Source organism: Nostoc sp. LEGE 12447 (assembly GCF_015206985.1).
In the GTDB taxonomy this organism is placed as follows: Bacteria; Cyanobacteriota; Cyanobacteriia; order Cyanobacteriales; family Nostocaceae; genus Nostoc.
Genome location: NZ_JADEXT010000011.1, coordinates 145,332 through 158,416, shown reverse-complemented (window position 1 = coordinate 158,416; position 13,085 = coordinate 145,332). Strand labels below are relative to the sequence as shown.

At 39.6% G+C, this 13,085-nt stretch carries 7 protein-coding genes; 1 reads left to right on the top strand and 6 read right to left on the bottom strand.

Going from position 1 to position 13,085, the window contains the following annotated elements; all coding sequences use genetic code 11:
- Positions 1–16: 16 nt before the first annotated feature.
- From IQ274_RS14640 to ctpB, 4 genes are all read right to left on the bottom strand, one after another.
- Positions 17–2,656 carry a CHAT domain-containing tetratricopeptide repeat protein gene (locus IQ274_RS14640; protein WP_322745236.1) on the bottom strand — a complete coding sequence of 880 codons (2,640 nt, stop codon included), beginning with the start codon at positions 2,654–2,656 and terminating at the stop codon, positions 17–19.
- A gap of 411 nt (positions 2,657–3,067) precedes the next feature.
- Entirely contained in the window at positions 3,068–5,062 is a 1,995-nt protein-coding gene (locus IQ274_RS14635) for a GGDEF and EAL domain-containing protein (RefSeq protein ID WP_228058196.1), read from the bottom strand.
- A gap of 654 nt (positions 5,063–5,716) precedes the next feature.
- Positions 5,717–6,706: a glycosyltransferase gene (locus IQ274_RS14630; protein WP_194142679.1), complete on the bottom strand. Its 990-nt coding sequence runs from the start codon at positions 6,704–6,706 to the stop codon at positions 5,717–5,719.
- Positions 6,707–6,854: 148 nt separating this feature from the next.
- Entirely contained in the window at positions 6,855–8,195 is a 1,341-nt protein-coding gene (gene ctpB / locus IQ274_RS14625; protein ID WP_163930833.1) for a carboxyl-terminal processing protease CtpB, read from the bottom strand.
- A 310-nt stretch (positions 8,196–8,505) separates the two neighbouring features.
- Here ctpB and IQ274_RS14620 point away from each other — a divergent pair, with 310 nt between their 5' ends.
- Positions 8,506–9,204: a YdcF family protein gene (locus tag IQ274_RS14620; RefSeq protein WP_194142678.1), complete on the top strand. Its 699-nt coding sequence runs from the start codon at positions 8,506–8,508 to the stop codon at positions 9,202–9,204.
- A gap of 114 nt (positions 9,205–9,318) precedes the next feature.
- On the opposite strand, the gene IQ274_RS14615 is transcribed toward IQ274_RS14620, so the two are convergent.
- Positions 9,319–11,151 (bottom strand): ABC transporter ATP-binding protein, encoded by a 1,833-nt coding sequence (locus IQ274_RS14615; protein ID WP_194142677.1) that lies wholly within the window; start codon positions 11,149–11,151, stop codon positions 9,319–9,321.
- Between the two features lie 92 nt (positions 11,152–11,243).
- Complete coding sequence (locus IQ274_RS14610) at positions 11,244–12,974, bottom strand: ABC transporter ATP-binding protein (protein WP_194142676.1); 1,731 nt, start codon at positions 12,972–12,974, stop codon at positions 11,244–11,246.
- Positions 12,975–13,085 lie beyond the last annotated feature (111 nt).

The window sequence follows — 13,085 nt, the reverse complement described above, 5'->3', positions numbered from 1 at the left end:
TTGGCGATTTGGGCTTTCAAAGCCAATTACCGATCGCAATCATTGGTGCCCAATACGCAGGATTGTCATAGCTGGGATTCATCCCCTCAGATGATAATTTCTTAGCATGAATCATTCTAATTTGAGCTTGTTGCAATGCTTCTGCAATACTCATGCCAGCGTTGCGATAGTTGCTGTAAAATGTTTTGACTAGTTCGGATGTTGATTGATCGCTGACACTCCACAAAGATGCGATCGCACTTTTAACCCCAACTTGCAATGCAACTCCAGCTAATCCTAGTGTGGCCCGATCGTCGCCAACTGCGGTTTCACATGCAGTCAATGTGAGTAATTCGACGCTATCCGATTTGCTGGTGAGGTTTCGCAGTGAGTTTTCTAATTGACTAATGGTAAGTTTTTGGTTTTTGCCTGTGACAATGAAGGTGTCTTCAGGAATGATCCCAAATTGGGCATGGCTAGCTATGTGAACAATAGGATATGTGGTTTTGTCAAGTGTTTTCTCAAAATTTTCAGGGGAAAAGTTTTCATCAATGAGGTCGGTATGATTAGGAAATATACTTTTAACTGCGCTAACTTCATTGGGAACAGCAAGAAGTTGATCAAAAGTCTTCCCGTCAATTGTGGCTTTTTCAGTTAAACCCAAAATTAATGCTTTTTGTGTACTGCGATTGCGGGCTTTGGGTGTGGTAAGTCGTAAACTGGGGGTTGTGGCAATTGCATAAGTTTCGACTAAATATTTCTGTTGTTGGCTGTCGTAAAGTGCTGCCATTGGAACACTACGCAAAAATCCATCCTGAATAAACACCAAGGTTTTGACTTTCTCCGGCTTGATATCCTCAGCAAAGGGGCGAATTATCCAATCATAAAGCTGTGCCGCAGTTGTTGTATCGTAGTTAAATTCTTCTTGTCCTTTAACTAATCCTGTGCGAAACTCGGCAATTTTTTGCTGTAGGATGTTGCTGCTAACTATTTTACCTTGTTGATTGGGGTCTTCAATCCACTTAAATTTAGTGGCCTGATTGGGTAATTGCAATAACATCCCAGTTTTGCCTTCTAAAATTATGGAACTCAAAAACCCAGTATTCTTAAAAGCTACACTATTATCCTTGAGGAGTTCTCCCACCTGTTTGGGATTCAAGGCACTTAAAATGCAATCATTACCAAAATAATTCTGTAATTCTGCTAGTTTCAAAGCATCGATGGTTTTAACTACTTCTGATAATTCCTTGGCGCGTCGTTCATCGGCGATTGCACCAACTCCTAGCAAATCGAGCCGTGACTGTGCCAAGGTACGGTACAATGGTTGCACAACATCGCGGAAGTCAAACTGTACATCTCGTTCGGCGGTTAAAATATCGCTGCGGATATCTTCGAGGGTATCAAATGCTCGTTGATAGGATGCGATCGCTTCTTCTTTTCGATTCTGTCGATCTAAAATTCGTCCTGCTTGCCACTCCCACAAATACAAGCTATCTTTGGCACTCAACTTATTATCTGCTGCTACTATTGCAGTTTGAGTATATTTTAATGCTTCTATTTCTTGCTTTGGTTGGCACTCCCAGAAATGACCCAAAGCGCCGTTAGAATAGGAAAGTAGACGATTATCTTGTAATTTTTGACTTGCTGATACTGAATTTTGTAGCAAGCTTAATACATCTGCATTGGGTAAAATAAATTTATTTGGACAGTAAGTAAAAGGTGAAGTTCCTTTAGCATCTGATTGCAAGTATGCTAAATCAATTGCCCCATAGACTTTTGTCGCTGAATCGGGTAAGAGTTCAAGAACCTTCAAAGCATCGTTAACGGTTTGGCTAAACTCCTGATCGTTAATAACTTTGTTCTTATTGGTCTGGGAACCCAACTGAATTAAATTTAACAATCCTCGCATCTCTGCTAAAGTTTGTTTTTGGTCGCTGGCAAGTTTTGCACTTTTCTGAAAATATTGATGAGCTTGGTTATAGTCTTCTATAGACTGTTGAGTAAATTCATTTTCTTTACTATAAATACCAGCTTTATTTGCCGAATCTGCTTGTAACTCTCGCAATTGAGCGCGACTTTTGTAAGCATTACCCAAACTATTTAACACCAAAAAGTCATAAGCTGGATAAACTTGTTGTGCTACGTGCAAATATTTAATTGCTTGGTCATAATTGCCAATTAAGCGATATGCTTCACCGAGAAGGCCCAATGCTGCAACTTGACCGATTTTGTCGTTGTATTTGGTGGCGATTTGTGTAGCACTGTCTAGAGTGCATTCTATTTTTTGACTTTTATCGGCTAGTTGACCACATAAAAGTGCGATCGCTTTGCGGGGTTGTCCCAAATTGCTGTAAACTTGGGCTAGTTCTGACTTCATACGTCCAACTTGCTGGATATTTGCTACACCGCCATAGTCACGAATTGCTGCTAATAAGGATGCGATCGCTGCTTTATTTTCTCCTATTTGTTGGTAAGCACGCGCCAAATTTTCATTTACAACCGCCGTAGCTGAAGGATTATTTTTATACTGATTTAATGCATTTTCCCAGTGTTTTACCGCATTGTGAAAATTTCCGGCATCATAGTCTTTAATTCCTTGTTCAACTAATGCGGTCACATTTGGAGTTTGTGCAGATACGACTTGTCCAAACAAAAGATATGTTAGTAAAGTTGTCAAAAATAATACTTTAATAAATCTATGATGCAGATTTGGTTTTTGGTGTTGCTGAGTAGAGAAATAAATTAGCCTCTTGCAGAGATTTCCAACCTTCAGCAACATCTGCATCCACCAACGCGCAGAGAATAATATTTTAAGATATTTACTTTTAGCTTTCATATTTTTCCACATAGATAAAATGTTTATTTAGCTTTTATTGTTTAAATTACCAGAAATCAGCAGAAAAAACTGAAATTTTGAAAAGTGTGCAGTTTTCTGCAATTTATCTAAAATAGCAAGAAGATTCAGATCGTGGTAGTCAGAGCCTATTTATAAAGTAAATATAAGCAGGTTTAATTATTTATTATGCAGGCAATTTTTTGGAGTGTAGCAGAAGTCGCCCAAAGAACCAAACATTCTTTTAAATAACCTTTACCAGTGAGGATTTGCCATTATTAATGCTTCTGCTTCTGAACTATTTAATGGAACTGAGAAAAAATGTCCCTGACCATATTCACATTTCAACTTTCTTAGAAATGCTAGTTGCTCTTTTGTCTCTACTCCTTCGGCTAGAACATCCACACCCAACTTGTGCGCTAATGTGGCAATTATTTCAATAATTTCTAAATTCTTTTTATTTGCGTTCATCAAGCTGATGAAAGAACGGTCAATCTTCAACACACTAATTGGAAAGTTATAAAGACGACTTAATGAGGAGTACCCTGTACCAAAGTCATCAATTGATAACTTAATACCCATCTCTCGAAGTTGTAAAAATGTAGCAGTTACCTTGTCGCCATTTGCCACAATTACGCTTTCAGTAATTTCTAGTGTTAGCGTGTCAGCATCAAGACCTGTTGAGTATAAAATTTGCCCAATCTGCTCAATCAAATCTGGCTGGGAAAATTGCTTGAGTGAGAGATTGACACTTATTTTTTCTAGCAAGTTGGAATCATGGCACATCCGCCAAGCTTGCATTTGGCGGCAAGCTTCATGCAACACCCATTTGCCAATGGAGAAAATTAGTCCAGTTTCTTCTGCTAGGGAAATAAAATCTGCTGGATTAAGCAAACCACGCTCTGGATGCTGCCAGCGCAACAGAGCCTCAAAACCCAAAATAGAGCCTTTAGTGAGCGAAACAATCGGTTGATAATAAACTCGAAACTCTAGGCGCTCAATTGCTCGGCGTAAATCGGTTTCTAACTGCAATTTCGCCAGAGCATTAGCATACATATCTGAGTTGAATAGTTTATAACGCGCTCTACCTTGCACCTTAGCTTGGTACATTGCTGTATCTGCATCTCTCAATACTTCTTCTGGATGTTTATAATCTAGTGTCGAACTCAAGGCAATACCAATACTTGCTGTTATGAACACTTCTTGTCCTTCAAGCCCAAACGGTAATGCCAGTTCTTGTTGAATTCGTTCAGCTACAGTGATGACATCTGACACATCTTGGATTCCCTCAAGCAGAATTGTAAATTCGTCTCCTCCAAGGCGTGCAGCTGTATCTATAGAACGTACACATACTTGTAGCCTACTTGCAGTAGCAAGCAGTAATTGATCTCCATTTAGGTGTCCAAGACTGTCATTGATCACTTTAAATCGATCTAGGTCGATAAATAGCACAGCAAATAAATAATTTGAATGCCGTTTTGAATAATTTATTGCATGGCTTAGGCGGTTCATAAATGCAGCGCGGTTTGCCAGACCTGTCAGTATATCGTAAAACGCCAGGTGCAGCAGTTGTGACTCGGCTCGTTTCCGCTCTGTAATTTCAGTTAGCAATTTTTGATTTGCTTTTACCAGTTCCGCTGTCCGTTCTGCTACTCGTATTTCTAACTCATCGTAAGCTTGATGCAACATTTCTTCAGTTTTTTTGCGTTCACTGATGTTGCACAACAGCCAACGCCAGCCAACCTGTTTCCCTTGTAATTTGTACACCGCAGATGCTTTAACCATCGCGGGGAAAGGCTTTCCACCCCGTGGTTGTAGGTTAAGTTCCCAATTCAGTAGCTCTTGACAATTGTTCATTTGAGAGCAAAAGAACTGACGGTCTTGTTGAGCAATAAATAGAATTAATGGTTTACCTACTAGATACTTTTGGTTGACACCCAGTAAGGTTGCTGCTGCATGGTTAGCCTCTTGGATTGTACCTACGATATTAGTTACCAAGTAACCATCTGGGGCGAACTCAAACAAATCTTGGTAACGCTGGCGCTCTTTCTCTACTTCGGCTCGTGTTACCTTTAATTCTTCAGAGGCTGTCAATAATTCTTCTATTGCGGTGTTAAGTTCCTCGAAAGCCTCTGTTATGATCTTCTGTTCTGAGTTTGGCTTAGTTGTATCGCATTGCAATAGTTTCTGTATCTGTGAGTGCAATTTTTCTATCTGTTGGCTAAATACATCCACGTTCATATTGCTCATTAGAGGATGTTTTAAAAAGGTCTTTTGCTTCCACAGTTAGCACAGAAAGGTATCTCAGTTCTAGGTAAAATCTTGATTTTTTGTTGCAGTTAAGCCAAATCAGAACTACAAAATTATATTTTTTGAAACTTTTTAAACATGCTTTTAAATACAATTTATTACAGGTAAAATTTTAACCATAATAGCATATTTGCTTCCCGTGTTTTTTAATATACTTCTTAAGATAGATTCAGTAGTTCGATAACTTAGTGAATTTCTAGGGTTCAACCAATGCAATTGGGCTGAGAGGAGCATTTGTTTATTAGTGAAACATTCCATCCGCAATGCCTTGATTTTGCGATGTTTTCCGGCGCTGCAATCAATTACGAGTTAGTAGCTCAAGTGGTCGAAACGCACAGAAATGAAAGAAATTAAGATGGATTGGATCTGATGGTTTAGACTCCCTCTAAATTTGCCAACAATCTCATATTATTCATATTATATTGATGATTTTTGCGAAGCTAGGTACAAATCAATGAGCCTTCTTTCTCGTTGTCTGTTAAGTCAAGTAAATATGGCTACACCACGCTGCGCGAACAAAAATCAAAGCGGGTTCCTATATGAGATGTTGATATGGAAAGAATTGCAGTTATCCTGGCAAACTCCCTAGTATTTTTACAGACGATCAATTATCTTGGCATTTTCTGGTAATTTGGAGTCTTGTTGCCCAGCAGTACGTGCCCTCGCTGTGAACAAACCAATGGGAGTATTTAATAAATTTACAAGGGTGGCTTGACTCGCGATGCTTGCGGCGGGATGCGCCAACGCCTTTTTAATATCCCGTGGTATTTCCTTCAATAACCAACGTGCCAAACGATAGCCACATTCTTTAAGTGTAATTTCTCGCATCAAATCTACGCCGTGCAGTTCGTGCAGATAGCGATTTGAGCGTCCATAGCGCCGCCATTGACTTTGCAGTTCTTTAAGTGTGGCGCGGTGGCGGTGCTGAACGATCGCATTTGGGGCAAATTCCAAACGTCCGATGTTTTCACCCAAAATCCGCCAGCAAATATCGGCATCGCCACCAGTGGTAAGATAGGGACGAAATAAACCCGCTTTTTCTAAGGCAATGCGTCGTATCGCCAAATTAGCGGTTTGTCCATAAGGACGAAAGGCATGGTTAAGGGTATGCTTTTGCGACAAAGTTTCTTCACGGTCTGCGTGTTGTTCTAGTAGAGTTTTACCTGGTAGCGGCAAAATTTCACCAGCGACAATTACTACTTCCTTATTGACAAAAGGCTGAATTAATGAATCTAACCATTGAGGTTGTGGGCGACAATCTGCATCGGTAAAAACTATAATTTCGCTCACAGCAGCGCGAATCCCAGTATTACGAGCAGCATAAGAGCTTTGAATTTGGTTTTCGCTCAAGGGGCGAATTGTAATTGGACAGTTTTCGACAGATGTTTTGAGGATGGTGAGAGTGCGATCGCTACTGTTATTGTCTACCAATAAGTACTCTACCCGGTCTTTTGGGTAAGTTTGAGACAAGAGACAATTGATTAACTCTGGTAAATCGGTCTCACCGTTATAAATAGGAACAACCACCGACACCATTGGTAAAGGGGTGGTGGCGGTGGTTGCATCAACTGGCTGATGATTCATAAATCTGAGATTTGAGAGATGGGATTACTAGCTAGTATTCCCAAACCGAAATCCTAGAACGGTATATTAAGCAGTTTTCGTAACTCCAAAAATCTGGATTTGGGAATACTACTATATAAACACCTATGAAGAAATCATTTGCATCAATCTAAAATTTCAGGTTATCGGCGCGGCTCATGGGTCGAGTGGGCTGATTTGCTGGTGGCTGGGCGAAGTTGTTATTTGATAAAATGGCGATCGCTCTGGCATATTGCGGATCGCTCTTAGTTCCGATTAAATCTGGATTAGAAGCTAATTGCCGCTCTTGTGCCTCTGTCAAGTCTAGCTTGACATCTGGGGCAATCCCTTTATGGTTAATATCTGTTCCCGCCGGAGTGTAGTAATGGGCAATAGTCACAGCCAAGCCGGAACCATCTGCAAGTTCATGAACTGACTGCACTAGGGCCTTACCAAAGGTTTGACCACCTACGACTACCGCCCGCTTATTATCCTTGAGTGCCCCTGTGAGAATTTCACTAGCACTAGCTGAATTCCCATCCACTAATACTGCCAAGGGACGATTTGTTAAAGCAGTGCGATTAGCTTTAGTTTCTTCAGTGCTGCCCACACGGTCTACTGTTTTGACAATTCCGCCGTCATTATACCACATCCGAGCAATTTCAATGCTCGCTTGTAACAACCCGCCAGGATTTCCCCGCAAATCTAAGACATAAGAATCAACTTTCTTAGTGTTCAAATCGCGGATGGCTCGTTGCATTTGCTCTGCGGCGTGGGCGCTAAATTCCCGCAACCGGATATAACCAACGCGGCGATTTCCTTCTTGTCTGAGGGTATAACGTACCGTTGGTACTTCAATACTTGCTCTTGTCAGTTTCAACTCAAAGGCATTTTGCCCTGCTCGTCCCAGCCGTAGTTTGATGGGAGTACCTGCTTTGCCACGAATTAACTTGGAAGCGTCATCCACTTTCATTTTGAGAGTAGATTTGCCGTCAATTGCCAAAATTTCATCGCCTCCTTTGATCCCAGCTTTCAGTGCTGGAGAATTTTCTATGGCTTCGACGACAGTGAGGCGCTGAGTTTTTTCGTTTACTTCCATCCGAACGCCAATACCAGAGACTTCCCCAGATGTTTGGCTAGTTAGGGCTTCAAACTGTTTGGGATCCATGAATCGAGTGTAAGGATCTCCCAACTTTTGTAAAGCTTCGCGGATAGCAGTGTATGCTTCTTCCCGGGAAGAATAGTCTTTGCTCAACAGGGTTTGTCTAGTTGCTTGCCAATCTTGTTGATTAAATTTACCATCAACATATTCATGATTTACCAGTTGCCAAACTTGGTCAACTATCATTTTCGGGCTGTCTTGTAGAGCTAAGGCGGCACGGACACCACGAGTCCAAGCGGAGCCGAATACAGACATCGTAGCAGTCGTAGCGATCGCTCCACCAATCAAGGCTACTTGGAGCGGTGAGTAACTTTTCGCAGATTGGTTCATGTATATTAACTGGAATAATTGTGTTGTTGACAGTTTAGCAATCAGGCTTTCCAGAAATTTTTAAGTTTTTATACCCCAAACTAAGCTATGCTTTCTTCATCATTTTTATCGTTGTAATGATGCCGAAAATACTGCATTATTAACAACCATTTCTCAGTTTGTTAGCCGTCTCCGGAAGGCTATACTAAAGATGTGACACTTTGATTAGCGTCATGTTTGTACTGATTCATTACTTTTATAAGATAGCACTTTGATCGCTTAATTGCAGCCTTATTAGACAGCTATTAAATCAGGTTTTCTTACCGAAGTCATGAAACGTAAATTTACCATCAAATCGTTAATTTCTATTAAAAAAAATTTTTTTAATCTGTGGCAATTGTTACAAAAACTAACTGGTGTATTGTACTTTGTCTTAGGCACTTGGCTGATTTTTACTACTATAACCTTAGTTTTTGCTTCTTCACAGCCAGTAGATGCCTTCTTAGTGCTTGGTGGCAGTATTCGTCGAGAAACTTATGTGGCCCAACTAGCAAAACAGTACCCGCAAACCCCAATTTTAATTTCTCATGGTTCCCCAGACCCCTGTATATGGTTAATTTTTCAGCCGCAATTAGTAGAGTTACAAAATGTTTGGTTAGAAAAGTGTGCGAATTCTACTTTTGAAAATTTTTATTATGGTATTCCAATTCTCCGGCGTTGGGGAGTGCATAAAGTCATGTTGATTACTTCGCCAAGTCACTTACCCAGAGCTAAATGGATGGCACAGATTCTCTTGGGCGCTCATGGTATTTGGGTAGAGCCTGAAATTGTTGAGGAGTCGGGCATTCCTGGCAATAATGAATCTTGGGGCAAAACTGGATTAGATTTAACGCGTAGCCTATTGTGGGCAATTTTCAGTCAAATTATTCAACCGGAATGCTCAAATGTAACAAAGCTTGCTGAAGTAGATATGCAAGCTTGGGAGCATAAAGGTTTTCATTGTGAACACCAGGGGGGGTTGGGGAGATGAGGGGCAGGGGGAAGGGAGCAGGGAGAAGGGGGAAAGAATTAGAGACAAATTATTTGTATCAGAACATTTCGTGGAATAGTATTAAGCTGCTACGCAGTTTACTAACCCTCTATTCTAGTTTCTAGAACCTATTTTCAAGCTAGTTTTGATATTATTTACTAGTTGTAGAGAATAAAGGTTTGCATATACTCCCCTTTGCTCCATCAATTGTGTATGTGTACCTTGTTCGATGATTTGTCCTTGCTCAATGACTAATACCTTGTCTGCGTTAGTGACGGTAGCCAGACGGTGAGCGATGATAAAGCTGGTGCGACCTTGAAGTAAATTAGCGATCGCTTGTTGAACTAAGTTCTCTGTTTGGCTATCAATGTTACTAGTTGCTTCGTCCAAAATCAAGATACGCGGGTTTACCAAAACTGCGCGGGCGATGCTGATTAACTGTTGTTGTCCTTTGCTAAGATTTATTCCACGTTCTCCTAATTGCGTTTCATAGCCTTGGGGTAAGGTCAAGATAAAGTCATGAATATTTGCAATCTTTGCAGCCGCTTCAATTTCTGCCGTTGTTGCTTGGGGATTGCCAAAGGCAATATTTTCGGCAACGCTACAGCTAAAAATCATGGTATCTTGCGAGACAACACCAATTTGACGACGTAGGCTTGCTTGTGTAACTTTTCGGATATCTATATCGTCAATTTTTATAGCACCGCTTGACACATCATAGAAGCGCGAGAGTAGACTAATTATAGTAGTTTTCCCTGCACCAGTAGCTCCGACTAATGCGATCGCTTGTCCTGGTTCAGCGTCAAAAGTTATGTTTTCTAAAACTTTTTGTCCGGGTTTATACTCAAAATTGACAGATTCAAATTGAACTTTACCCTGAATTGGTGGCATTGCGATCGCGTTGTGCCCACCGGAGGCGATCGCGTCTGTGGTATCTTCAATTTGGACTGGCTCATCCAAAAGTAGAAAAATTCTTTCTAATCCGGCTAATCCAGATTGTGCTTGAGTATAAAAGTTAGTGATAAGTTGGATGGGTTGAAAAAATTGCTGGACGTAAAACAAAAATGCGGTAACAGCTCCCACAGTCATGATATTTTTATAAACGAGAAAGCCTCCATAAGCTAATACAATTCCCCAAGTAAGTGTATTAAATAAGTCTATTGTTGGTAGGAAAGCAGCAGTAATTGCTGTTGCTTGGATATTAGCATTTCGGTTATCTGCGTTAAGTTTTTTAAACTCTTGAATGTTGATTTCTGCCCGGTTAAATGCTTGAACTTCTTGAATATTGCTAATATTTTCTTCTAGTTTAATTGAAAGCTGAGAAATTGTTTGTCTAGTAATGCGAAACTTTGCCCTCGCTAATCTGGCAAAAAAAGCAGTTGTTAATAACATAATTGGCACAATTAGGTTAGTAATTAAACCCAATTTCAAGTTGATGGAAAGCATGAATATTGCACTTGCTAATAAGCCAAAAAAGCTTCCAATAACTTGCGGTAGCATAGGGCTGAATACTTGATTTAAAGTATTAACATCACTCAGCAGGCGACTCATTAAATCACCCACTTTACTTTTATCATAAAAGCTAAGGGGTAATGTTTGTAATTTATTCATGATATCTTGACGTAATTGTGCAAGTAAATGCTGCATAATTACACCAACTTTAACAATCAAAGTCCGATTGGATACAAACCCCGTAAGGTATATTATTGTTAATAGAACTAGCATCCATAACAGTCCTAACCAATTGCCTTTAAGTATCAAGTTATCTACCGACCAACCAGTAAGCAAAGGTGGTATTGTTTGGGTAATAGAGCTAATAATAATTATTCCCAGGATGATGGGAATCTCTTTGATATATGGACGAAAATATTGACTGAAGCGGCGGATAACAGGTAATGGTGCATTGACTTGTGATACCGATTCAAAGATATTAATTTTTCTGTTCATGGATGGCAATTTTATCTTAGAGAGTCTAGCAAGGTTGATTTGAGATATAAATAATTTTCTAGAGATCCAAAAATTAGCATTTCTATAAATAACTAGTTTTTTAGGATGGCATTTTCAATTAGCTCTGCACCGGAAGATGTTTTAACTAATTTACCTCGATCAATTATGAAAATTTGGTCAGCATTATTTACCATATTATTAATCCGTTGAGTGAGAAAAATTATAGTAAATTGACGCTGTTCCATCAGAACTTTGAAGGCTTCTTGAATTAATGCTCCTGTCTTGGCATCAACAGCAGAAAGACTATCATCTACAATCAGAATTTTGTAATCATTTAGCAATATCCGAGCAATAGTAATTCTTTGCTTCTGCCCTCCCGATAAACCAATTCCTCGTTCGCCGATAACAGTATCGTAACTATCAGGGAGGCTAATAATAAAATCGTGAATTTGAGCAAACTTAGCTGCTTCAATTACCTTTGAAAGAGGTGCATCTGGTATTCCATAAGCGATATTTTCACGGATGGTTCCAGAAAATAAACTTGCTTCTTGAGAAATCAAACCAATGTGAGAACGTAAACTGACTAAATTTAAGGAGCGGACATCATATCCATCAATCTTTACTATTCCATTTGTTGCATCATAAAAACGTGGAATCAATTTAGCAAGTGTACTTTTACCTGCTCCCGTCGTACCTAAAATTGCCACTGTTTGCCCTGGCTGGATTTCAAATGAAATACTATTTAAGGTATTCTCATTTACTTCTGGGTAGCGAAAATCAACATTTTCAAAAGAAATTTTTCCTTCGCATCTTTGCAAAAAAACTGCATTGGGAGATTCCTTGATGGCAATTTCTGCATCTATCACCTGATAAACTCTAGTGGCTGATGCTGATGCTTGAGCAACAGATTGAAATGCAAAAGTCGTCTGAAAAATTGGTTGGATGATAAATCCTAAATAGGAATTAAAGGCAACTAGTTCGCCTATAGAAAAGCTGTGGCTAATTACCTCTAAACCCCCGTATCCAAAAATAGCAACGGCAAGTAAATTGCTCGCTAAAAAAATTATGGGAAATGTATCTCGTAGTGCATAAATTGTTTTGATACTTGTTGTGCGGAAATCTTCATTAGCAACGGCATAGCGTTTTATTTCTGTTTCTTGACGCACAAAAGCTTTGACTGCACGCACACCGAGTAAATTTTCTTTTAAAATTGAGTTTAAATCATCTAGCTGCCTCTGTGCTTGAGTAAACAAGGAAGTATTTTTTTGAAAAAATCCGCCTAATAACATGAAGGAAATCGGGATAATTGCTAATGCTATAAGTGCCAACTTCCAATTCATGAGTAGCAAAATTGTCGCACTACTGAATAATACGATCGCAGCACCGAAAATTTGCAGCAAGGTTGCACCAATAAAAACGCGAATTTGTTCGATGTCATTATTAATACGTGTGAGCAGTTGTGATCTGGGCGTGCGATCGTAGTAGCTTAAATCTAAATGCTGGGTTTGACTAAAAAATTTATTCCTGATGTCATAAGCGATACTTTGAGATACTATCTCTGAAAAAAAACTTTGCCCAAAATTAAACAATCCCCGAATCAAAGCCACCAAAACCATCAATCCCCCACAAGTCAAAATCACTTGTAAGTTATTTTTGGCAATACCAGCATCAATTCCCCAGCGAATAATTTGAGGTGCAGCGATATTAGCAACTGTCGTCATTAATAAACTAGCGATCGCAGCTAATACCATTACTGGGTATTTCAGCAACATTTTCAAAATTCGCTTTAGTGCCTCAATAGGCACATCTGGTTTTGGCTTCATATATAATTTTACTTATTTAATGTAGTGAGTGAGCTAATCTGTTGCTGGTAATTGCTAATCGTGCGATCGCATCTCGTCGTGCTTGTGTAGCCAGCATAATATCTACAATCG

Excerpts from the sequence above, each read along its gene's own strand:
- IQ274_RS14615 (WP_194142677.1), bottom strand. The coding sequence starts at position 11,151 with ATGAACAGAAAAATTAATATCTTTGAATCGGTATCACAAGTCAATGCA.
- IQ274_RS14620 (WP_194142678.1), top strand. The coding sequence starts at position 8,506 with ATGAAACGTAAATTTACCATCAAATCGTTAATTTCTATTAAAAAAAAT.
- IQ274_RS14630 (WP_194142679.1), bottom strand. The coding sequence starts at position 6,706 with ATGAATCATCAGCCAGTTGATGCAACCACCGCCACCACCCCTTTACCA.
- ctpB (WP_163930833.1), bottom strand. The coding sequence starts at position 8,195 with ATGAACCAATCTGCGAAAAGTTACTCACCGCTCCAAGTAGCCTTGATT.
- IQ274_RS14635 (WP_228058196.1), bottom strand. The coding sequence starts at position 5,062 with ATGAGCAATATGAACGTGGATGTATTTAGCCAACAGATAGAAAAATTG.
- IQ274_RS14610 (WP_194142676.1), bottom strand. The coding sequence starts at position 12,974 with ATGAAGCCAAAACCAGATGTGCCTATTGAGGCACTAAAGCGAATTTTG.